A 23008-nucleotide genomic window follows, 5' to 3' on the forward strand; every position below is an offset into this window, starting at 1 on the left:
TGGGTGCGGCGGGGCGCCCCGGGCGGCCCCCCCCCCCCCCCCTAATGCCCTGGGGCTTATTGGGGGCCCCCAAACACTTTGGCGCCCGCCTACCGGGGGGCGCACCCCTGGTCTCCCCCCTCCGGTTGGGGGCGGCCCCGCCCCCCACCAGTCCGAGGGGGTCCGGGCTGCCACAGCGGGCAAGTTCCCCCACCGCCGCGTCGAGATCGGAACGCGAGCGGCCGATCACCGCCACCCGCGCGCCGTCGCCGGCGAGGCACCGGGCACTGGCCAGGCCCATGCCCCGGCTGCCGCCCACGACCACCGCCGCAGCCCCGGCCAATCCCAAATCCATTCCGCCACCGCCTCTATCCTCACCTGATCGGGCGCCCAGCCGCGCCGAGCGATGGTCGAGATACTAACAGATTTAGATACTGTATTTATTTCAGTAACGCACGGGAAGGTTGCTCGCCGCGAGGCTGCGCGCGTTACCTTCGCCACATTCGGCGGCGCGCCCACAGAATGCCTCGCGGTATGATTTACGGTTACATGTACTATCAATGTTGCTGCCGGTTCCCCGGGACAGGGAAACCGTTGCGTCGGATAGAACTTCACGCGACGAACTTCACGGAGGTGGTCAGAGAATGGCTAAGCGGGCAACCGCCGAAAAGCGGCCGAGGCGCGAGCGCGGCTCCCTCACCCCCGAGGACATTCTCGACGGCGCGTTCGAACTCGCGGGCGAGGTGTCGCTGGACAATCTCAGCATGCCGATGCTGGGCAAACACCTCGATGTCGGCGTGACGAGTATCTACTGGTATTTCCGCAAGAAGGACGACCTGCTCAGCGCCATGACCGATCGCGCGCTGCACCGATACGTCTCCTTCGTCACGCCCTTCGTCGACGCGAGCGACTGGCAGGAGTCGTTGCGCACACACGCCCGCACCATGCGTGACGCGTTCCGGAGCAACCCCATCCTCTGCGATCTGATCCTGATCAGGTCGGCCCTGAGCCCGGAGGCCGCGCAACTGGGCGCGCGGCAGACCGAGCGGGTGATCGCCAGCCTGGTCGAGGCGGGACTGTCGCTCGACGATGCCGTCGATACCTATTCGGCGGTCGAGTTGCACGTCCACGGCTCGGTGGTGCTGCAACGCATCTATGACAAGAACAAGGAATCGGAGTCCGGGGCGAGCGCGTACTACGAAAACATCCCCATCTCGTCCGACACCACACCGCTGCTGGCCGAGGCGAGTTCGCGCGGCCTGCACAGCGGCGCACCGGACGACCGCAATTTCGAGTACGGCCTCGACTGCATTCTCGAGCACGCCAACAGGTTGGTCGAATCGGGTTCGGGCGCGAAGCCGAAAAAGGCCGCCGCCAAAAAGGCACCCGCCAAGGCGACCGCCAAGAAGGCACCGGCCAAGAATGCGGCGCGACGCCCCGCCAAGGCCGCGGCGAAGTAGTCCGGCCCGGTATCAATCCGCGATTCCGGTCGTCCGCCGCTGGCCGTACTGCGTCCCGGCCAGTGCGCTCGGAGGGCTGGCGACGGCGCTGACCGTACCGGTGCACAGGACGGTGTCGCCGAGCAGCAGCCGCGCGGTCGAGTCGATGTCACGGTCGCCGACCGAGCGCTCGATATCGAATCCCAGCTCGGTGAGCAGCGGGGTGGGACGCCGGTAGGTCACCGTCAGCGATCGCGTCTTACCCGCCAGGCCTGCCGCGCAGTTCTGCTGCTGCACAACGCAATCGAAGAAGACCGCGAGGAAGCCGCCGTGCACGAGGCCCGGCGGCCCCTCGTACGGCAGCGCGAAGGTGACACGGCCGCGGGCATGCCGGGCATCGACGTGATCGAACCGGTATTCCGGGAAGCACGGATTGAACGAGCCGATGTCGAAGGCGTGGTCCAGATAGATCCGCTGGGTGCCGACCGCGTCGGCGCCGATCCGGGGTGAGTTGTCGGGCGGTGCGGCCGCGGTGAGTTCGCGCTCCCACTCCCCGCAGCGCGCCAGCATCTCCGCCACCGCCGCGTGCGGCTGCTCCAGCGACAGCAGCAATCCCGTGAGCCGCCGGATGGCGGCCGCCGCCGCCCTCGTCTGGTCGAGCGGCTGTGCGCCGAAACCGGATCCACCCGCGGGTCCCGCCGTCTCCGCCTGTCCGGCGCCCGGTGTCGGCCTGTCCGGCATACGTCCCTCTTTCGCCTTCGACGGTTGCTTGCTATCTTTGTGCAGAGCACAACGGTATCACATACCGTATGACTAACAGTATGCGATGGGACGCGGGTGGGACTGTGGGCCGAGACTCCGAATCCGCCGCCGAGGGGTCGGTGGTGGTGCACCGCGACGACGCGGTCCTGCATCTCGTGATCGACCGCCCGGAGCGCAGGAATTCGCTCAGCGCGCCGATGATCGAGACACTCGTGACCGTCCTGACCGAGGCGGCGTCGGACGATTCGCTGCGCGCGATCCACCTGCGCGGCAGCGGCGGCAACTTCTGCTCCGGCGTCGACTGGGTGGCGAGCAACCGCGCCGACGGGCGGCGCCCGCGCACCGGCGATCTCGTCCGCCGCATCCCGCACACCGCCCACCGGGTGATCGAACTCCTGCACACCGTTCACCTGCCCGTCGTGTGCAGCGTGCAGGGGTGGGCCGTCGGCCTGGGCTGCAGCCTCGCGCTGTCGGCCGATTTCGCGGTGGCCACCGACGACGCCGTGTTCTGGGAGCCGTTCCTGGCCCGCGGTTTCAGCCCCGACTCGGGTTCGACCTGGCTGCTGCCCAAGCTGGTCGGCCTGACCCGCGCGAAGCGGATGCTGCTGCTCGGCGACAAGGTACCCGCGGCCACCGCCGCCGACTGGGGCCTGATCGATCGATGCGTGCCCGCGAACGAATTGGACAGCGCCGCAGAGGATCTGCTGACCCGGCTGGCCGCGGGCCCGACGGTGGCGATCGGGCTGGCCAAGCAGGCGTTGGCGTACGGGCAGCACGCCACCCTCACGCAGTCGCTGAACCAGGAACTTCTCGATCTCGAACTCGCCTGCAGAACAAGTGATTTCAAGGAAGGTCTGGCGGCATTCCGGCAGCGGCGAGCACCGGACTTCCAGGGCCGGTAGCCCACCGGACCATGCCCGGCATTCCCGACAACCGACGAGGAAGCATATGTCGCCCGATACGAGGCAGCACCGATGACCCACGAGGCAGCGACGCACGGCGACCGCGTCGAACCATCCCCCGCGTTCGACACCATTCGACTGGAGGTGGACGGCGCCGACCGCGTCGCCACCATCACGCTGAACCGGCCCGAGCGCCTCAATGCCTTCGACCGGACCATGTGCGAGGAAATGGCCCGTGCCTGGCACCGGGTCGGACTGGACGACTCGGTCAACGCGGTGGTGCTGCGCGCGGCCGGAACCCGCGCCTTCAGCGCCGGACTGGACATCAAGAAGCCGTACGGACAACCGAACAGCGTGTGGCATCACGAGGATCCGGGCGAGTCGCTCAGCCCCAAATGGCAGAAGATGTGGAAACCGGTCGTGTGCGCGGTGCAGGGGATGTGCACCGCGGGCGGGTTCTATTTCGTCAACGAGGCCGACGTGGTGATCTGCTCCTCGGACGCGACCTTCTTCGATTCCCACGTGTCGGCGGGCCTGGTCTCGGCACTGGAGCCGATCGGACTGCGCCGGCGCATCGGCCTGGGCGAGACGTTGCGAATCGCGTTGATGGGCAACGACGAACGCGTCGGAGCGGACACCGCGCTGCGCATCGGGCTGGTCTCCGAGGTGGTCTCCCCCGACCGGCTGTGGGCCCGCGCGCACGAGATCGCCGCCACCATCGCCGCCAAGCCCCCGGCCGCCACCCAGGGCACCGTGAAGGCGATCTGGGAGTCGCTGGACAAGCCGTACCGGGCGGCACTGGATCAGGGACTGATCTACACGCGACTCGGAAATCCCTTGGGCAAGGCCGAATTGGCGGCGCAGCCCGGCAACGACGAACACCGCGCCCGGCCCGAACCGAGGATCCGCTGATGACCGGCCAGGCCACACCCGAGGAAACCGGTACCGCCGACTCCCCCACCCTCGCGGCGACCCTGCATCGGCAGGCGCGGGCCAGATCCGACCACCCACTGCTGATCTGCGACGCCGAACGGCTCAGCTACGCCGAGGCGGAGCGCCGCTCGGCACGCCTCGCCCGCGGGCTGATCGCGCTGGGCGCGGGGAAGGGCACGCATGTGGGTCTGCTGTATCCCAACGGGGCGGGATTCGTCGTCGGCGTCCTCGCCGTCGCGCGCATCGGCGCCGTCGCCGTCCCCATCTCCACCTTCGTCACCGCGCGGGAACTGCGGGAGCAGCTGGTCCACAGCGACATTCATATCCTGCTCGCCACCGCCTCGTATCGATCCCACGACTACGTGCAGCGGATCGCCGAGGTCCTCACCGAGGCCGATTTCGATTCGGTCGACCGGCTCCTCTGCACCGCCGTCCCCCAGCTGCGGCACGTCGCGATCAGCGACGGCCCCGCCGCCGCGCCCTGCGTCCGCGACATCCTCGGCATCCAGCGACTCGCCGACGGCGTCGACGAGGCGCTGCTCGCGGCGATGGAACGCGATGTCAGCGGGTGCGATCCGCTGGCCATCGTGTACACCTCCGGATCGACCAGCGCACCCAAGGGCGTGGTGCACACGCACGCGGCGCTGCTGGGCCACCAGCGCAATCTCAACGAGATCCGCGGCCTCACCGAAGACGACATCCTGTTCTGCAACTCGCCGTTCTTCTGGATCGGCGGATTCGCGTTCGGCCTGCTCGCCACGATCGTCGCGGGCTCGACACTGCTGTGCTCCAACGCCACCGACGCGGCCGCCACACTGGACCTGCTGGAGTCCGAAAGGCCCACCATGACAAACGGTTTCGCCGCCGGTATCGCACACCTGGCCCGCCACCCCAGCTTCCCGGACCGGGATCTGTCATCCATGCGGCGAGGCAACCTGTACCCCATCATGCCCGCCGACGTGCGGCCCCGTGACCCCGAACTGCGGCACGGCATGCTGGGGATGACCGAGGCGGGCAGCGTGGTCCTGCTCAGCGGGGACGAATCCGATCAGCCCGAGCACCGCCGCGGATCGTTCGGCAAACCCGCACCCGGATTCGAGACCAGGATCGTCGACCCCGGCACCGGCGCGGACGTCGCCGTCGGCGAGGTCGGTGAACTCTGGTTCCGCGGCCCGTACGTCATGCAGGGGTATTACGGGCGCAGTCGCGAGGAATGTTTCGACGCCGACGGCTGGTTCCACACCGGCGATCTGATGCGTCACGACGCGGACGGATTCGTGTATTTCATCGGCCGCAGCGGCGCGATGATCAAGACCGCGGGCGCGAACGTGTCCCCCGCCGAGGTCGAGAAGGCGATCGTCCGGATCACCGGCGGCACCGCGCACGTCTTCGGTCTCCCCCACCCCGACCGGGGCCAGATGGTGGCCGCGGTACTCACCGTCGCCGATCCCAAGGCATTCGACGAAGCGGCGCTGCGGGAGAAGCTGCGGGCGGAGCTGTCGGCGTACAAGGTCCCCGCGCGCTTCGCGGCCGTCACCGCCGCGGACATCCCGTTGCTGTCCAGCGGGAAGGTGGACCTGCGGGAGCTGAAGAAGGTGTTCGATGGCTGACGACGAGGCGGTGACCGCGCAGACGATGGACCGGCTGGTGCGCGTGCGCGCCGCTCGCCACGCGGCCGCGCCGATGGTGATCGATCCGCGGCATACCCTCAATTACGGCGAACTCGACACCACCACAAGGGATTTGGCCGCCACTCTGATCGATGCCGGAGTCGGGAAGGGCACCCGGGTGGGCCTGCTCATGCCCAACGGCACCGAGTGGGTGCGCATCGCGGTGGCGCTCACCCGGATCGGCGGGATCCTCGTCCCGCTCAGCACGTTGCTGCGGCCGCCCGAACTCCGCGCCCAGTTGCGCGTCGCCTCGGTACAGTTCCTCGTTTCCGTCGAGGAGTTCCGTGGGCGACGCTATCTCGACGACCTCGACCTCACCGCCGACGACGATCTCCTGCTCGACCCACAGCTGCCCGCATTGCGCCACGTCCGGACCCCCGGACAGTTGACGGCCGCCTGCGCCGCACCGGCACCGCCGTCCTTCCGCCAGGAGGAGCATGCCGGGAGTATGCGAACTGACGACCAGGCCCTGCCCGCGGAGAACCGCGACGAGCGCCGTTTCGATGCTGGCCCGCGGGCTGCGAGCATGGTCGACGCGCTGGCGGCCACCGTGACCGCGGCCGATCCGCTGGCCGTCATGTTCACCTCCGGAAGCCGCGGCCTGCCCAAGGCTGTCGTTCATTCGCACGGCAGCGCGTTCGGCGCGGTGCGGTCGGGGTTGGCGAGCCGGTGCATCGACCGGGATACCCGCCTGTATCTGCCGATGCCGTTCTTCTGGGTGGGCGGCTTCGGTGGCGGCGTCCTGTCGGCGCTGCTGGCGGGTGCCGCCCTGATCACCGAGGACATACCCCGCCCGGAGACCACGCTGAACCTGCTCCGACGCGAGCGGGTCACCTTGTTCCGCGGTTGGCCGGACCAGGCGGAATCCCTTGCCCGCCAGGCGGAAACACGCGGTGTCACGGTACCGACACTGCGACCGGGCAGCCTGGAGGCGCTGCTGCCCGCGCACCTGCGAGCGCAGCCCGGCGCGCGCGCCAACCTGTTCGGAATGACCGAGTCGTTCGGGCCCTACTGCGGGTACCCCGCCGATACCGATATGCCGCGTTCGGCCTGGGGTAGTTGCGGCACACCGTTTCCCGGCATGGAGGTCCGCATCACCGACCCCGACGACGGGCGCCCGGTCCCCACCGGAACCGTGGGCATCATCCAGATCCGGGGCCCACACACGTTGCGGGGCATGTGCGGCCGCGGTCGCGAGGATGTCTTCACCGCCGACGGCTACTACTCCACCGGCGATCTCGGCCGTCTCGATGACGATGGATTCCTGTTCTACCACGGTAGATCCGACGATATGTTCAAGGTCAGCGGCGCCACCGTGTACCCCGGCGAGGTGGAGCGGGCGCTGCGCGGCATCGAGGGGGTGAGTTCTGCCTTCGTCACCAATGTGCCCGGCCCGCAGGGCGAGCGGGTCGCCGCGGCGGTCGTGTGCGATACCGCGACCGCGTCCGCCGACCGGCTCCACGCGGCCGCTCGGGAGCTGCTGAGCTCCTTCAAGGTGCCCGCGGTATGGCTGCTGCTGGACTCCGACGACGATGTCCCGCGCGGCCCGACCGGCAAGGTCGACATCTCCCGCCTGCGTCAGCGGCTGTCCGTCCGAGAGCCTGCGAACGGCACGCGCGCACCGGTCGTGATATCGAAATAGCGCTCCGGCTCGCCGGATCGAGCCGCAGCAATCCGAGCAGATGTGGAGTTCGCGCCATGACCGATCGATCCGAATCCGTCGGCCGAGCGCACACCGGCGCCTCGCGCTCGACCGCCACCACGGCGACACAGCCGCTGGCAGGGGTGCGCATCGTGGAGATCTCCAGCTTCGTCGCCGCCCCGCTGGCGGGCATGACGCTGGCACAGCTCGGCGCGGACGTCATCCGTGTCGACCCGATCGGTGGTGCCGCCGATTACCGCCGGTGGCCACTCACCGATGCGGGCGAGAGTATCTACTGGACCGGACTCAACAAGGGAAAGCGTTCTGTCACAGCCGATCTGCGCACACCGGCCGGGCAGCAACTCGTCGCACGTCTGATCACCGCGGGCGGCCCGACCGGCGGCATCCTGCTGACCAACGCGGCCGGACGAGACTGGCTCGACTACGACACGCTCGTCGCACGGCGTCCCGACCTGATCGGGCTGGAAATACTCGGCCGCGCCGACGGATCGGCCGCCGTCGACTACACCGTCAACGCCGGCACCGGGTTTCCCCTCGTCACCGGGCCCGCCGACCACGAAGGTCCCGTCAATCACGTGCTGCCCGCATGGGATCTGCTCTGCGGCGTGTACGCGGCACTGGCGATCACCGCGGCCGTCCGACACCGCGACGCCACCGGGCAGGGCAGCCGGATCAGACTTCCGCTGGAGGATGTCGCGCTGGCGACCGCCGGACATCTCGGCTTCCTCACCGAGGCCGCACTGTGCGGCCGGGAGCGTCCCCGGCTGGGCAACGCCATCTACGGTCAGTACGGCCAGCACGTCACCGGCGCCGACGGCGTCTCCTTCATGCTGGTTGCCTTGACTCCCCGCCACTTTCGTGATTTGACCGACCTCACCGGCACCACCGAGGCGGTGGCCGCGCTGGCCGCCGCGCTGGGCGCCGACTTCACCGAGGAGGGCACCCGCTACCGGCATCGCGACCTGCTGACCGCGCTGTTCACCCCGTGGTTTCGCGACCGCGACGCCGACGAGATCGCCACGGCGCTGGCCGAGACGTCGATACTCTGGGAGCGATACCGTAGTTTCGGCGAACTCGCGACCGACCCGCGTGTCACCGCCAACCCCCTGTTCAGCCTCCTGCATCAGCCCGAGATCGGCGAGTATCTCGCACCCGGGTTACCCATGTCGGTGAACGGTGCGCACGTCCCGGCCCGGCCCGCACCGCGACTCGGGGAACACACCGACTCCGTATTGCGCGCCTCGGCGATTGTGGCGACCGAGCCCTCGGCGCCGGGGGAAGGACCGGGCCATCGCGAGGTCGTCGTGCCAACTGTCGGCTTGGCCGAAATCGCCGCCGGTGCAGCAGATCTCGCGGTCGACGAAACCGGAGTTCCGACGACCCCACTGGTCGTAGTCGATCTGAGCCGGGACGAGTGGGCGCATGCCGAGGCGGCCGTGGCGGCGCTGCGACGGCGCACCGTCGTGGTCGTCGGGTGCAGCCCGGCCCCGCTGCCGGACGCTGCCGAACCGCTGCTGGACGCATTGACCTGCACGCTGGCTCCCAGCGGCCCGGGCCGGTCCTGGGCGCCCGGCACCGCCACCGACCTGGACGCGATCTCACGCACCGTCTCCGCCCGGCCACGGGCGGCACTCACCCTGGTGAGCCTTCTCGACATCACCTCGCGGTCCGATGTCCCGGCGGGTCTCGTCGCGGAGTCCCTGGCCTATTCGACGCTGCTGGCAGGTCCGGAGTTCGCCGCCTGGCGCGCCGCCACCCGGTTCCGCCCGGTACCCGGCAGCGCGGACCCTGTGCTCCTGGACCGCCGGGGCGATGTGCTGACCGTGACATTGAACCGGCCGGAACGGCACAACGCCTTCGGGCGGGCGGTACGAGACGGGCTGCTCGCAGGACTGGCCGTGGCGGAGCGCGACGAGTCGATCCGCGAGGTGCTGCTGCGCGGCAACGGCCACTCGTTCTGCAGCGGAGGAGATCTCGACGAGTTCGGCACCGCCCCCGATGTGTCCGCGGCACACCTGGTGCGGTTGCAGCAGAGCGCGGGCTACATCGTGCATCGCCTCGCCCCCCGCGTTCGCGCCGTCCTGCACGGCGCCTGTATCGGCGCGGGCATCGAGGTGCCGTCGTTCGCGGGCAGAGCCGAGGCCGCCGCCGATGCCTGGTTCCAATTACCGGAACTGTCGATGGGTTTGGTGCCGGGCGCCGGTGGCACCGTCGGAATCACCCGCCGCATCGGACGCTGGCGCACCGCGTACCTCGTCCTCACCGGGCGCGCGATCGGTGTCGACACCGCACTGGCGTGGGGGCTGATCGATGGCCGAGTGTGATCCGACCGCGCTGCGCGCCTGGGCCGCCTCGGGCGCGATGGCGCTGACCGGCCGCCCGCAGGGACCACCGCGCGCCGCGCCCGGCAGTCCCGCCGCCGGGGTATCGACCACGTTGCGGCGGATCGGCGAGTCGGCGCGGGCACGGACCGGTGTCCGACCCGCGCTGCCCGGGGTCGAGGTGCTCGGCGAGCGCGCGGCGATCGCCGGGCTCGCCCGCCGCGGCCCCATGTCCTGCGGTGGCGCGTTCCGCGCACTACGCACCCAGGACGGCTGGCTGGGCTTGTCACTCCCCCGCGCCACGGATCTCGAACTGATTCCGGCACTCACCGAACGCCCTGCGGCGGGCGAGGATCCGTGGAGCGTCGTCACACACTGGGCTCGCTCCGCGACGACCGCCGAGGCCGCGCGGCGCCTCGCCCTGCTGGGCATGGCCGGATCCGCTGTACCCGATCCCGGACTCGATTCGCGTGCCGGAGTGGAGATCACCGAATCGGGGCCACGGCGCCACCGCCGTGAGCGACCGGTCGTCGTCGATCTGACCGCACTGTGGGCCGGTCCGTTGTGCGCGCACCTGCTCGGTGCGTCCGGCGCCCGGGTGATCAAGGTCGAAAGCCGCTCTCGCCCCGACGGGGCGCGGTTCGGCCCCGCGCCGTTCTTCGACCTCCTGCACAGCGGACATGCCATGCTGGCCTTGGACCTTCACGACGAGCGCGGTATCGACCTGCTGCGAGAACTCATCACCGACGCCGACCTGGTCCTGGAATCATCCCGGGCGCGCGCACTGCACCAGCTCGGCATCGACGCCGCCACATTCGTGGCATCCGGGACCTCCTGGCTGTCGATCACCGCGCGTGGACGCGACAGCGACACAATAGGATTCGGCGACGACATCGCGGCCGCCGCCGGGCTCGTCGTATCCGACGGCGAGGATCTCCTGCCGTGCGGTGACGCGCTGGCGGATCCCCTGACGGGAGTATGTGCCGCGGCCGCCGCATCGGAGGCACTGCTCGCGGAACACGCTCGCCTGATCGATGTCTCGATGCTGCACGTGGCTGCCGAAATCGCCACGGGGACACCGGAGGAGCATGTGGTGCGGCGCAAGAACGGCGGCTGGTGGGTCGAATCCTCCAGCGGCAACTTCCCGATAGCGCCGCCGACCGCACGCCGAGCACCGGACCGGGCGGGAGCGATCGGCGCCGACAATGCGGCAATTCTCGGAGCGCGACCGTGATGCGACGGCCGCCCTTCCGTCGAACACTGTAGTCGCCTATACTGTAACTATTACCGTAACATTCGACACAAGGGAGTGGTCATGGGCGAGAAGGCATCGGGCCCCACGGCGACCGAGGGCAATGACACCACCGTCGAGGAGGATCTCCTCCTCGAGGAGATCTCGATAGACGGCATGTGCGGTGTCTACTGACCGGCACTCCTTCGATCCGGCCCTGCCACACGGCCTGGCGGCGTCGGTGTCACTGCGACCCGAACCCTTCGGCGCGCTGGTATACGACTTCGAGACCCGCCGACTGTCGTTTCTGAAGACTCCACTGCTGGTGACCGTGGTGCGAGAACTCCACCGCCACCCCGACGCGCACGGTGCTCTCGCCGCGGCCGCGGTACCGGCCGACGAGCACGGCCCCTACCTGCGCGCACTCGCGGGACTGTTCGACACCGGCGTGATCCGCGTGCGTCCCGCACCGTAATGCGAACAGGAAAGCCATGAGACTGCTCGAACACTTCGAATACGGCCTCACCTCGCCGATCTGCCTGACCTGGGAGCTGACCTACGCCTGTAATCTGGCCTGCGCGCACTGCCTGTCGTCGTCCGGTCGGCGGGATCCGCGCGAGCTGACCACGGCCGAATGCAAGGCGGTCATCGACGAGTTTCAGCGGATGCAGGTCTTCTACGTCAACATCGGCGGCGGCGAACCCACCATCCGCGGCGACTTCTGGGAACTACTCGACTACGCCGTCGAGCACGATGTCGGAGTCAAGTTCTCCACCAACGGCATTCGCCTCACTCCCGAGCGGGCGCGGCGACTCGCGGCCACCGACTACGTCGACGTGCAGATCTCCATCGACGGTGCCACGGCGGAGGTCAACGACGCCGTCCGCGGTACGGGCTCGTTCGACACCGCCGTGCGGGCGATGGCCAACCTCGCCGACGCCGGGTTCGAGAACTTCAAGATCTCGGTGGTGATGACCCGCGACAACATCGGACAACTGGACGAGTTCAAGGCCATCGCGGACCGGTTCGGCGCGCAGCTGCGCATCACCCGGTTACGTCCCTCCGGGCGGGGCGCGGACGTCTGGAACGACCTGCACCCCACCGCCGATCAGCAACTGCGCCTCTACGATTGGCTCGTCGCGCACGGCGAGGGCGTGCTGACCGGGGACTCCTTCTTCCACCTCAATGCGCTCGGCTCCGATCCCCTGCCCGGGCTGAACCTGTGCGGTGCGGGCCGGGTGGTGTGCCTGATCGACCCGGTCGGCGACGTCTACGCCTGCCCGTTCGCCATTCACGACGAGTTCCGTGCGGGCAACATCCGCGATCACGGCGGCTTCGAAAACGTCTGGCGCACATCGGATCTGTTCACCCGTCTGCGCCAACCGCAGACCGGCGGTTCGTGCACCTCGTGCTCTGCCTACGACTCCTGCCGCGGCGGATGCATGGCCGCGAAGTTCTTCACCGGCCTGCCCCTCGACGGCCCCGACCCCGAATGTGTCCGCGGCAACGCCGAATCCGCGCTCGCCGCCGTCGGAGCGCGCCCGCAACCGGACAAGGATCACTCCCGCCGCGCGGTCACTCTCGGGATGCCGTCGACACGCGTCACCACGACACCTCCGGACCGCGCCTGCGACACCGGTCCGCTCGCCGGACTGCGCTGACTCCATCTCGTCAGAGACGCTGCCAGACAAGGACTTTCACATGGCCAACACACGAGACTGGTTCGAATCCGTCGCCGAAGCGCAGCGGCGGGCGAAGAGGCGCGTCCCGAGATCGGTATACCTGGCGCTGCTGGCAGGGTCGGAGGCCGGGGTCACCCTCGACGACAATGCCGCCGCCTTCGCCGAGCTCGGACTCCGCCCGCACATCGCCGACCTGCCCGCCACCCGAGATCTGTCCACCACCGTGCTGGGACAGGAAATCTCACTGCCGGTGATCTGCTCGCCGACCGGTGTGCAGGCCGTCGATCCGGAAGGAGAGGTCGGCGTCGCGCGCGGCGCGGCACAGTCGGGGACCGCGATCGGCCTGTCCTCGTTCGGATCCAAACCCATCGAGCAGGTCCTCGCCGCCAACGACAAGACGTTCTTCCAGGTGTACTGGCTCGGCAGCAGGGACGACATGACCGCCCGCCTCGAACGCGCCCGCGCGGCCGGAGCCAAGGGCGTCATCGTCACCCTGGACTGGATTTTCGCCTCCGCACGCGACTGGGGCAGCCCCGCCCTGCCCGAACGGATCGACCTGAAGACCGCGGTGAGGTTCGCGCCCCAGGTCCTGGCCCGGCCCGGCTGGCTGTGGCGTTTCGCCCGCTCCGGGAGACTCCCCGACCTCACCACCCCCAACCTGGTGCCCGCCGGGCGGCCCGGACCGACCTTCTTCGGCGCGTACGGCGAGTGGCTGGCCACGCCCCCGCCCACCTGGGACGATCTGGCCTGGCTGCGGCAACAGTGGGACGGCCCCTTCCTGGTCAAGGGCATTTCCCGTCCCGACGACGCCAAACGCGCCGTCGACATCGGCGCGACCGCCCTGTCGGTGTCCAACCACGGCGGCAACAACCTCGACTCCACCCCCGCCACCATCCGGCTGCTGCCCGGCATCGCCGAAACCGTTGGCGGACAGGTGGAGATCCTGCTCGACGGCGGCATCCGCCGCGGCAGCGACGTGGTGAAGGCCCTCGCCCTCGGCGCCCGCGCGGTCATGATCGGACGCCCCTACCTGTGGGGTATGGCCGCGTCCGGCGCACACGGCGTCCACAACGTGCTCGAGGTGCTGCGGCAAGGCATCGACTCCACGCTGTACGGCCTCGGGCACTCCTCGGTCCGCGATCTGAGTCCCGACGATGTCCTCATCCCGGACGGGTTCACCCGAGGGATCCGGTGACCGAGGCTCCCGTCGCCGTCGTCACCGGCGCCGCCCGCGGCATCGGGGCCGCCACCGTGCACCGGCTCGCCGACAGCGGCTGGCGCGTCGTCGCCGTCGACCGATGCGCGGACGACCCGCAGGTGCCGTACCCGCTGGCCACCGCGGAGCAACTGCGCTCGGTTGCCCAGGGGCGCAACGGGAACGTTATCGATGTCGTCGCCGATGTACGTGACCCGGCCGCCCTCGCCGACGCCGTACACCTCGCCGAGGAGAGGTTCGGCCGCGTCGACGCCGCCGTCGCCGCGGCGGCGGTGATCACCGGCGGGGGCCGCCCGCTCTGGGAAACCACCACCGCGGATTGGGCACCGATGTTCGACATCGGCGTGCACGGAGTCGCCAACCTCGCCCGCGCCGCCGTCCCCGCCATGCTTCGCCGACCCGGGCCGGGCGGCCGGTTCATCGCCCTCGCCTCGGCCGTGGCCCACCATGGTTCCTGGCGACTGACCGGCTACAACGCCGCCAAGCACGCCGTCGTCGGCGTGATCAAGGGCCTGGCACACGATCTGCGAGGCACCGGTGTCACCGCGGTCGCGGTATCGCCCGGCTCCACCCGAACCGACCTGCTCAGCGAATCCGCGCGCCTGTACGACCTCGACACCGTCGACGACTTCGCCGACCATCAGCTCCTCGACCGGATTCTCGCGCCCGACGAGGTCGCGGCCGTTGTCACGTGGCTCTGCACACCCGAATCCGCCTGCATCACAGGCAGTGTCGTGCACGCGGACGGAGGCTTCCTGCCGTGAAGCTGCAACTCGATGCCCGCGTTCGCCGTGTCGACAACGGCCGGGTCCTGCTGGGCGGCGCACCCACCCGGGTGCTGCGGCTCCGCGCCCGGGGCACGCGGCTGCTCGATGCGTGGCTGGCCGGAGATCCGGTCGACTCCGGTACCCCGGCGCGAACTCTCGCGCGGCGATTGCTCGATGCCGGGATCGTACATCCCGTCGCCGAGCGCGCCGCGACCTCGACATCGCTTGTGACACTGGTGGTTCCGGTCAAGGACAACCCCGGCGGGCTGGCCCGGTTACTGGACGCGACCACCGAGATCGCCGATCGCATCGTGGTCGACGACGGTTCCCGGATTCCGGTCGCCGATGCGGCGGTCCGCCACCGGGGGTCGCGCGGCCCCGCCGCCGCCCGCAATGCGGGATGGCACAGGGCCACAATGCCTTTCGTTGCCTTTCTCGACTCCGACACCGTACCGGCACCGGGCTGGCTCGACGGCATCCTCCCGCTGTTCGACGATCCCGGCGTCGCCGCCGTGGCCCCCCGTATCAGGTCGCTGCCCATCGGCCCGGTCGGGCCTTACGAGGCGCGGCGCTCCGCACTCGACATGGGTTCCGAACCGGCCGTCGTGCGACCCGGCGGGCGCGTCCGCTACGTACCCGCCGCCGCCCTCGTCGTCCGCGGCACCGCGCTCCGGGAGATCGGCGGATTCGACGAGTCCTTGCGCTTGGGCGAGGATGTCGACCTCGTGTGGCGATTGGTGTCCGCCGGGCACACGGTGCGCTACCAGCCGCTGTCGACCGTTCACCACGAGCCCCGGCCCGGCATCCGCGCCTTCGTCCGCCAGCGCTTCGGCTACGGGACTGCCGCCGCCGCCCTCGCGCGACGGCACCCGGGCCTGCTCGATGCGGCTCGGATGTCCCCCGGAGCCGGTGCGCAGGCCGTCCTCGCCGCCACCGGTCACCCTGCGGCGGCGGTACTTCCGGCCGCCGTCAGGACACTGTGGACAATGCGGCGGCTACGCCCGAGCAACGTCCCCGTGCGCGACATCCTCGTCCTCACAGCCGCCGGGCAGTTGTCCCTCGCCCGGCAACTCGCCGATGCGCTGCGCCGCCTGTGGTGGCCGCTCGCGCTGTGCAGCCGACGCGGCCGACGGTTGCTGCGCGCCGCCTGGCTCGCGGCGGCAGCCGAGTCGTTGTTCGACAACAGCGATGTGACACTGCGATTCGCGGACGAGCTGGCCTACGGCATCGGCGTCTGGGCCGGATGCGTGCGGCATCGCACGTTCGCTCCCCTGCTACCCCGGATCCGCCGCACCCCGAAAGGGTCCGCATCGTGACGCGGCTCAGCGACCTTCGCTCACCCGACCTCGCCGAGCGCCCGCGCCGGTCGCTGCTCGCGGTGCCGCTGGGGGCCACCGAACAACACGGCCCGCACCTGCCGCTGTGCACCGACACCGCGATCGCGACCGAACTGTGCCGACGATTGGCCGCGGCGCTTCCCGATATCGTCGTCGCGCCCGCCGTCCCCTACGGTTCCAGCGGTGAGCACGCCGACTTCCCCGGCACGCTGTCCATCGGCCGGGCGGCGCTGGAGCTGCTTGTCGTCGAATTAGGCCGCGCCGCTGACCATTTCGCGGGCGTCGTCCTGGTCAACGGGCACGGCGGCAACCTGGTGCCGCTGCGCGCGGCCGTGCGCACACTACGGTCGGAAGGACGCAATGTCTCGGCATGGTCGCCCTCCGGCAGCCCCTGCGACAGCCATGCGGGGCACACCGAGACCTCGGTCATGCTCCACCTCCGGCCCGGAACGGTCGACATGGAGCGGGCGGCACCGGGCAATACGCAGCCGATCGACGTTGTCTTCGAACGCATTCGGCGCCGCGGAGTCGCCGCCGTCAGCGCCGCCCGCGGCCGGGGGGGCCCCCCCCGCGCCCCCGCCCCCCCCGGCGCCCCCCGGGGGACGGGCGATGCGAGGGGACGGGTCAGAACGGCGGCTTGTCGCCGTCGCTCTCAGAGGCGGACTGTTCGCTTGCGCCGACGGCGACCGGAGTCTCGTCGGCGGCATCGCCCCACGGGTCCTCGATCGGCTCGCTGATCTCGGTGGTGGCGCGCGACGCCTTGGTGACCACCGCGGTCGCGTACTGCAACGACGGGCCGATGACATCGACCGTCATCTCCATGACGGTGCGTTTCTCGCCCGTGTCCTTTACGGTGTAGCTGGACTGCTTCAACCGCCCGTAGGCGATAACGGTCATGCCGCGGCTGAGGGTGTCGGAGACGTGCTCGGCCAGCGGACCCCACGCGGTGCAGCGCATGAACACCGCGGGCAGATCCTTGTACCGCTCGGCGGTCTTGTCGTAGTAGCGGTCGTTGCACGCGACGGTGAAGTGCACACCGGCTTCGCCCTTCTTACTGAAGAACAGCTCCGGGTCGGCGGTCAGGTTGCCGATGATGGTGGGAGTAATAGCTCCGAACATGGCGAATCTCCTCGAGTGAAGTAGTGCGTTGATAGGACGACCGACCCACCCCGGCCAGCCCGAAAATGAGAAGAGCTGGATCGGTGCCCGGGGGCTGTCGATCTACGGCCCCGCCATCGGGCTGCGGCAAGGGCGTCAAGCCTGGGGCGCTTTTCCGCAGGCTTGACGCCCTTGCCACGGCCCGATCCCCTTGGGGTAGATCGACAGCCCCCGGCACCGATCCCGCCTACGCCCGCCACCCCCGCCACCCCCGATACACCGACCCGACATCGCCGCAAGACATTCCAGCCACGGCAATGGCGAAAATCTCGTGAGTGGGCCTCGGGGAATATCGAGTCCGGTTCGCAAGTGCAGGCGTGTGCCTGTCGCGGAGGGCCTGCTGATGGAGGCGGCGTGTCGCGCGATGAGCAGGTCCGTGCGTGGGCAGGGCGGTTTACGCCGCCAGCGGTTCGGATCGGGTCGGTGTTGCGGTGTGCGGTCGGGGAGTCGGGGTGGTGGGCCAGCGGTCGATCTCCTCGCCGGTGATGGCCTCGACCAGAGCGGAAATGATGACTTCCGCGACGGGCGGGGTGACAGCATTGCCGAGCTGGCGCACACGCTGGCGCTTGGTACCGACCACGACGTAGTCGGTACCGAACGCCATCGCCCGCGAAATTTCGTGCGGCTCGAGCATTCTGAACCTGACGTCGTTGATGTACTCCTCGCTGAGGACGTCCACGAGGGCGTAGGTGTCGCGGGTGGTCAGCGTGCCCATGGGCTGCGCTACCGGGTGCGGGACACTCTTACCGAAGTACGGCAACAGCATCGACTCCCACAGCGCGCCCGGCACCCCCGCCGGAGGAATGACCAGACCGTGGTGATTCCCGGAAGCGGTGACGGTGGCCAGCGACTCGCTCACCGACCGGGCATCGGAGGATCCGCCGCGCAGCTCGGTGACGAACGGCAGGAAACACACGGCAGTTTCGGCGCGGGTGGTCTGGGTGCGCATCGGCATCGTGGCCGGCACGGCATCCTTGCCGTCGCGCCCCTCCATCGGCACGACCAAGGGAGGCACCACCAAGCCGTGATTGGATCCGTCCGCGACCACCGTAGCCATCGGCTCGTGCAATCCGACCGTGCGCGCACGATCCGACCGCAGCAACGCGAGGAACGGGGCCGGAATCGCGAGAGCGTCGTTCTCACGGGCGGTGCGGGCACTCATCGGCGCGGTGACCGGCATCGCCGCGTCGCGCCAGGTCCCGCCCGCGGGAACCATCATCGGCGTGGCGTAGCGCTTGAGTCCCACGCGGATGCGTTCCATCGTCTTGGCCGCCAGTGGCCGGTCCCGATCTCCGATGCGGGTACCTTCCAAGCTCCAATCGATCGCTGCGGCCGCAGGGGACGCGGGCGGCTCGAGGACGGAGTTGCGGCAGGTTACGTGCGGGCACCGGTAGGTGTACTGCTGCCGGTAGCGGCCCATATCGACGCCGGGCTGCTTGAACACCTGCAGCGCCTGCACCCACTCGTCACAGCCCTCGCAGTACGCCAGCGGTCGCAGCCACTTGTCCCAATCGGGTTCCCGCTGTAGCGCGGTGTCCCAGTAGGCCAGATAGAGGCGGTCGCGCGACTGCGGGGCCACCGGGGTGCGGGCGGGCTGGGCGTGCATCGAGTTCATCGCGATCAGTCGGGTCTTGTAACCCAAGGCACGAATTTCGCCGATCCAGCGACTCCACTGATCCCACCCCCTGACCTCGACAACGTTTTCGACGATCCCGGCGCGGACCCGGCCGCCGCGGTCGATAACACCGCGCAGATACTGGGGGACCTCTTCCATCAGGGCGCGGGAACGTTCGGCCTCCTCGTCGCGAGGCAGGTCGAGCAGGTCGGTCTGCAGGCTGTTGTGGAAGTCGCGGCGCGCGCCGCGCGCGGAAGACCATTGCGGGCACTCCGGGGACGCCCACAGCAGATCGGCAACCGGCCAACGGTGCACCGGTGCGGTGCGGATATCACCGAGATAGTGATCGGTAGCCGGAAAATTCCTGGAATGAGACTCGATCGCCAGGTCCCAATGATTCGCAGCACGAGTGACCTGAACACCGGGAACAGCATGTGCGCCTTGACTGGAACCACCGGCGCCACAGAACCAATCCATCAACTCGAGCATGGGATCACAGCCCTTCGGAAGATGACGACGACGGAATGGCCCGCGCGGCAGAGGCATCGGAAAGCGGCTATCGAACCGAAAAACGCTGACGCCGAGACCATCTGAACGACGAGCCCAGCGGAAATCGAGTTCGGCCGACAGCACGGTACGTTCGGTGTCTGTGGCGCGAGATAGGTTCGACCACAACAACTCACGCGAGGACACGTAGTGTCAGCGAGTGAAAAGAGTTGCCATGGAAGACAATCAGGACCGGTAGAGCGAATCGGAACTTTCGGCCACCACGGGACTGGCGCGACGGAAATGATCACGGTTGTCCTAGAACAGTTGGGCCCCAGTCGAATAGAGAAGCTCATCCGACCGTCGCTCGCCTACGCAGCATTTGGCCCACGTGGTACGACGGACTTTGCAGTGGGGGCGAGTTCACGTACCTTCTGCCGCCAGAGCGCGAGTGAGAGCTGACATGAGAGTGGGTGCTTCGGCATAGGCGATGGCGTCGCCCTCGCGATGGATGTCGTAGAGCGAGAGGAGCCACCCGGTGGATTGCTCATCGTCGCGGCCGCGGACCAAGGCATGGTCGCCGTCGGTGGCCAGAAGGTAGCGCTGGCCCTTGTGCGCCTCGATGGCCGTGCAACCGCCTCCTGTTCCTACGGGGTGGACTGACTCCCATCCAGCGGACTCGAGCGCCTGGATCTCCTCGGCGTACAGCATCGAGAGAGCGGGGACACGATCCGCGGTCGCCGCCGCCGGGATGGCAGCCTTCGTGGCGATCACTTCGTGGATCGCTGCCTCGGCCTCGGTGGTATGAAGCCACGCAGTAAACCTCTCCTGAATCTTGGAGAATAGATCGGTCCAGATTTCGCCGGTGGCGTTACAGCGCCGAGTCGTGAGTTCATCGGCAATCATGTTGGCGTCGGTATAGTCGTGCAAATCACTGAACGACGCGATACCTGGCGGGAATACGTTATCCATGACACCGTCGAGGAATTCCCGCTTTACGGCCTCGAGAATTTCCTCATCGGTCGGCGGATCATTGATCATCGATCCACTCCTGTTACCGTCAGAGGACATGAAAATCCGGCCGACGGAAACAGGGTGTTCCCGTCGGCCGCGCAATCCAACAAGTCCTCATGGAGATTTCCATTGATAGTTGACCTGCGCGATCCCAAACAAGCGCAGTGCACCAGATTGTTGTCGACCGGGGGTTGGCTGTGGTGAGACTCTTTGTGGTCACCGCGTCCGCCCTGCTCGTTATTCGAGGACGAGTTGACCAGACGATGTCGTGGCCGACTGGATGGACGACGGGTCGGCGCTGTCGTGCCACCACCGATGCTCCGGCGTTCCGGTGGGCCGGGGTGGTCGGTGAATTCTTGGCGTCGAATGCGCCGTCGGTTGCGCGCCGCAACAGTTCGTCGAGAGTGCCGTCCACGAGGTTGGCGATGAATTCGCCATCGAGGTACACACAGACGGTGAACCTGTCGGAGCGTCCCAGCACACCGTCCATCTCGTTGTTGGATACTGCGATGTCATACCCGTTGGGCAGGCGTGCCCAGAACGCGCAATAACCTCCGCCGAGGTCGACGCATTCGCATTCACCTGTGACGGCGAAACGTCTGACCGTCTGGAGCTGTTCGGTGTACCGGGACTCCTTCGTCGACGGCGGCATAGATCGCATGACGCATGGATAAATTCAACTCCTTGATCGGTGTCGAGCTGATTTCATAGAAGCTCTGTCGACAATTCGGCCGCCGTCAGTTGTTCTCGTCTGCAGAGGGCAGCAGGGTCCGGCAGTGGAGGATTTCGATCTGATCCACTCGGCCGACTCGCTTGTTCAAGACGCTGCCGGTGTTCAAACATTCCGCCGATGACAGACCGGTGTAACCTGATTGATCGACCATGTGAGCGGTGATCCGGCCAACCCACCCATCAGACCGAGAGTGCGGATCTTGCACCCGGACAACGGCACCCACCGGAACTGCCACCTTCCGATATCGGGGTGCGAAACCAGGCGTCGCGTCGTACCAGCCGAGACGCTCGCTCCGTACGGCTGGGTTGATCGGCCGTATATACGGGTTGTCCCAGTCAGGGACCTTCCATTTCCTCATTTCGCTGCCTCGCCGCGTTGCAGGGCGAGGGCTCCAGGATTTGTCATAGAACTCGGTCCTCTCTGAAATACCGCGTTGACAGAGAAACTCGGCTGAACCGGGCAGCCGTGGCCTGCGTCGGCTATCGGTGGCAGGTGGGCGACCTTCGCCGAAGACAGGGAGTTGGGCCGATGATGTCTTCGGGCAAGGCCCAGTGCGGTTCGACCGGTCGGCAGTGTTAGGCCAACGCCATGGCTTCGACGGCCAGGTCGTCGAGGGTGTCGGCGCGGGTGGGATCGGTGAGTGTTTGGGAGAAGCTGGTAATGGCGTTGGCGATGCCAGCAGCGTTGAGCTGGCCACCTGCGACAAAATGGCTGAGAATCCCGGCGCGTTCGGTGTCGGAGAACCGCAACTGCTTGGCGATGACGGTGATCGTCTTGTCCGGTTCGGTCACCGGAGTCGTCGCGGTGGCGTCGAGCCGCGCGATCTGGTCGGCGAGGAACTCGGGGGAGAGCCAGTGCCGGACCGTGTCGCGGGTCTTGGCGGTCACGACGGCCAATTGTTTGTCGTAGGTGTCTTGGGACCAGGCCACGGCGCCGGCCTTGAGCCTGCTGCCGAGGTGGACATCGCGGACGGCGAGCATCGGCAGGGTCAGCCCGTTGCGGCAGACCTGCACGTAGAGTTCGGGTTTCAGCACGACCGCGCCGTGCCCGGTCTCGGAGTTGGAGAAGCGGAAACCGGCGAACATGACCGGCAGGTCCGGATCGCTGCCCGACGGGGCGTCGTCCGTGGGTCGGCCCGACGGGGTGGTGGCGGTGGTGCGGTCGGCGGCGAGTTGTGGGGCGGCGAAGGGGTTGCGGTAATTGGCGAGAAGAGCTGGAGCCATCTGGGCAACGTCGGGTGAGTAGACCTTGACGTGCATGGCGGAGTCGGTCAGGTCACAGGAGCGGATGGTGACCGGGGTGCCCGCCTGGTTGATGCCGTCGAGAACAGCGGTCAGTACATCAAAGTTGTCGCAGATGCCGAAGCGGTCCGACAACACCGCACGCAGCACCCCTGGTTCGCCGGGCTCCCCGCGGAAGGTCCGGAGGAGGAACTGCCGCTGGTCGGGCTCGTGACGGCTGTCGCAGCCGGGAACGCGGCCGTGGATTTTGCCATTGATGTTCACGTCGAACAGGTCCACGCGGCCGGTGTCGCGTAGCTGGCGCAGATAACGGCGGGAGATGTCGAGTTTCTCGGCGAGGTCGCCGTCGGCGGAGGCGGTCGGCAGGTACCGGCCGTCGACCGGGGTGACACCGGCCTCGTCGATGACGGGGTCGGCTCCGGACAGTTCGATGAACCCGTCACGGCAGGTCAACGCCGTGACGGGGGTGACGACGTCGAGCTTGGCGGCCTGCTGGGTTTGCAGCACAGCGACCATGTCCTCGAGGGCGGCGTTGCGGACTCCGGTGAACACGGACATGAGAACCAGCTCCAATCGGGGAAACGGTGAGAAAGGGGCAGTTCGCCCGGGGTGGCCCAACCCGGGGGCCCCCCCCCCAGCCGCGCGCAAACGGGGACACGCGGCCCGGGGGTAAGGTGGATTTGGATGGGCAACCGCAAGAGTTAGGCGCGCCCCGCCGCGCGGGGGCCGCAGGGCGGTCGCGTGGGCGTGGTTGGGGGGCCAGGTTTCGGGGGCGGCCATGGGCGGCGGGAAGGTCTCGGCGCCGGCTAGGACCTCGCCGCCGCCGGTCTGGATGTCGAGCCCGGAGGCCACCGTCGTG

The 23008-nt window shown here is 68.5% G+C and carries 20 protein-coding genes and 2 pseudogenes; 15 read left to right on the top strand and 7 right to left on the bottom strand.

Translation table 11 applies throughout. The annotated features are described in order from the left end of the window. Positions 1 to 145: 145 nt before the first annotated feature. A pseudogene (locus QH290_RS29520) lies at positions 146 to 334 on the bottom strand (SDR family NAD(P)-dependent oxidoreductase); the annotation flags it as partial. Between the two features lie 289 nt (positions 335 to 623). On the opposite strand from QH290_RS29520, the gene QH290_RS29525 reads away from it, so the two are divergent. After that, positions 624 to 1439, top strand: coding sequence for a TetR/AcrR family transcriptional regulator (locus tag QH290_RS29525; protein WP_280268682.1), 816 nt, complete (start codon positions 624 to 626; stop codon positions 1437 to 1439). Between the two features lie 12 nt (positions 1440 to 1451). On the opposite strand, the gene QH290_RS29530 is transcribed toward QH290_RS29525, so the two are convergent. Beyond that, a complete protein-coding gene (locus QH290_RS29530) occupies positions 1452 to 2159 on the bottom strand; it encodes a hotdog family protein (RefSeq protein ID WP_280386443.1) in 708 nt (235 codons plus the stop codon). A gap of 68 nt (positions 2160 to 2227) precedes the next feature. Between QH290_RS29530 and QH290_RS29535 the strand changes: the two genes are divergently transcribed. The 14 genes and pseudogenes from QH290_RS29535 (at position 2228) to mftE (ending at position 16639) form a co-directional block, all read left to right on the top strand. Further along, entirely contained in the window at positions 2228 to 3082 is an 855-nt protein-coding gene (locus QH290_RS29535; RefSeq protein WP_280386445.1) for an enoyl-CoA hydratase/isomerase family protein, read from the top strand. 72 nt (positions 3083 to 3154) lie between these two features. Then, complete coding sequence (locus QH290_RS29540) at positions 3155 to 3994, top strand: enoyl-CoA hydratase/isomerase family protein (protein ID WP_280268679.1); 840 nt, start codon at positions 3155 to 3157, stop codon at positions 3992 to 3994. Then, entirely contained in the window at positions 3994 to 5625 is a 1632-nt protein-coding gene (locus QH290_RS29545) for a class I adenylate-forming enzyme family protein (RefSeq protein ID WP_280386447.1), read from the top strand. The genes QH290_RS29540 and QH290_RS29545 overlap by 1 nt, the downstream gene beginning before the upstream one ends. After that, positions 5618 to 7327 (top strand): class I adenylate-forming enzyme family protein, encoded by a 1710-nt coding sequence (locus QH290_RS29550; protein ID WP_280386450.1) that lies wholly within the window; start codon positions 5618 to 5620, stop codon positions 7325 to 7327. The genes QH290_RS29545 and QH290_RS29550 overlap by 8 nt, the downstream gene beginning before the upstream one ends. 56 nt (positions 7328 to 7383) lie before the next feature. After that, positions 7384 to 8583: pseudogene (locus QH290_RS29555) on the top strand (CoA transferase); the annotation flags it as partial. Positions 8584 to 9171: 588 nt separating this feature from the next. After that, positions 9172 to 9672 carry an enoyl-CoA hydratase/isomerase family protein gene (locus QH290_RS29560; protein WP_280386468.1) on the top strand — a complete coding sequence of 167 codons (501 nt, stop codon included), beginning with the start codon at positions 9172 to 9174 and terminating at the stop codon, positions 9670 to 9672. Continuing rightward, positions 9659 to 10903, top strand: coding sequence for a CoA transferase (locus tag QH290_RS29565; RefSeq protein ID WP_280386452.1), 1245 nt, complete (start codon positions 9659 to 9661; stop codon positions 10901 to 10903). The genes QH290_RS29560 and QH290_RS29565 overlap by 14 nt, the downstream gene beginning before the upstream one ends. An 81-nt stretch (positions 10904 to 10984) precedes the next feature. Continuing rightward, the gene (gene mftA, locus QH290_RS29570; protein ID WP_280268675.1) at positions 10985 to 11095 is read left to right on the top strand and encodes a mycofactocin precursor MftA; all 111 of its coding nucleotides are present in this window, start codon (positions 10985 to 10987) and stop codon (positions 11093 to 11095) included. Further along, positions 11085 to 11375 carry a mycofactocin biosynthesis chaperone MftB gene (gene mftB / locus QH290_RS29575; protein ID WP_280268674.1) on the top strand — a complete coding sequence of 97 codons (291 nt, stop codon included), beginning with the start codon at positions 11085 to 11087 and terminating at the stop codon, positions 11373 to 11375. Before mftA ends, mftB begins: the two co-directional genes overlap by 11 nt. 16 nt (positions 11376 to 11391) lie before the next feature. After that, positions 11392 to 12561, top strand: a complete 1170-nt coding sequence (mftC, locus tag QH290_RS29580; protein ID WP_280386454.1) for a mycofactocin radical SAM maturase — start codon at positions 11392 to 11394, stop codon at positions 12559 to 12561. A 40-nt stretch (positions 12562 to 12601) separates the two neighbouring features. Then, positions 12602 to 13777, top strand: a complete 1176-nt coding sequence (gene mftD / locus QH290_RS29585; protein ID WP_280268672.1) for a pre-mycofactocin synthase MftD — start codon at positions 12602 to 12604, stop codon at positions 13775 to 13777. Next, the gene (locus tag QH290_RS29590) at positions 13774 to 14562 is read left to right on the top strand and encodes a mycofactocin-coupled SDR family oxidoreductase (RefSeq protein WP_280386456.1); all 789 of its coding nucleotides are present in this window, start codon (positions 13774 to 13776) and stop codon (positions 14560 to 14562) included. Before mftD ends, QH290_RS29590 begins: the two co-directional genes overlap by 4 nt. After that, a complete protein-coding gene (gene mftF, locus QH290_RS29595) occupies positions 14559 to 15881 on the top strand; it encodes a mycofactocin biosynthesis glycosyltransferase MftF (protein ID WP_280268670.1) in 1323 nt (440 codons plus the stop codon). The genes QH290_RS29590 and mftF overlap by 4 nt, the downstream gene beginning before the upstream one ends. Further along, complete coding sequence (gene mftE, locus QH290_RS29600) at positions 15809 to 16639, top strand: mycofactocin biosynthesis peptidyl-dipeptidase MftE (RefSeq protein ID WP_280386458.1); 831 nt, start codon at positions 15809 to 15811, stop codon at positions 16637 to 16639. The genes mftF and mftE overlap by 73 nt, the downstream gene beginning before the upstream one ends. Here mftE and ssb read toward each other — a convergent pair. From ssb to QH290_RS29625, 5 genes are all read right to left on the bottom strand, one after another. Beyond that, on the bottom strand, positions 16527 to 17021 hold the full coding sequence (gene ssb, locus QH290_RS29605; protein WP_280386460.1) for a single-stranded DNA-binding protein: 495 nt from the start codon (positions 17019 to 17021) through the stop codon (positions 16527 to 16529). The two genes, mftE and ssb, sit on opposite strands and share 113 nt — an antisense overlap. Positions 17022 to 17454: 433 nt before the next feature. Next, a complete protein-coding gene (locus tag QH290_RS29610; protein ID WP_342213775.1) occupies positions 17455 to 19221 on the bottom strand; it encodes a DNA cytosine methyltransferase in 1767 nt (588 codons plus the stop codon). Positions 19222 to 19584: 363 nt separating this feature from the next. After that, positions 19585 to 20202, bottom strand: coding sequence for a hypothetical protein (locus QH290_RS29615; protein ID WP_280386464.1), 618 nt, complete (start codon positions 20200 to 20202; stop codon positions 19585 to 19587). A 19-nt stretch (positions 20203 to 20221) separates the two neighbouring features. After that, positions 20222 to 20836, bottom strand: a complete 615-nt coding sequence (locus tag QH290_RS29620; RefSeq protein ID WP_280386466.1) for a hypothetical protein — start codon at positions 20834 to 20836, stop codon at positions 20222 to 20224. Between the two features lie 647 nt (positions 20837 to 21483). Continuing rightward, the gene (locus tag QH290_RS29625; RefSeq protein ID WP_280386470.1) at positions 21484 to 22707 is read right to left on the bottom strand and encodes a hypothetical protein; all 1224 of its coding nucleotides are present in this window, start codon (positions 22705 to 22707) and stop codon (positions 21484 to 21486) included. Between the last annotated feature and the right edge of the window lie 301 nt (positions 22708 to 23008).

The sequence above is a fragment of the Nocardia wallacei genome, assembly GCF_029869545.1.
GTDB classification, from domain to species: Bacteria; Actinomycetota; Actinomycetes; order Mycobacteriales; family Mycobacteriaceae; genus Nocardia; species Nocardia wallacei_A.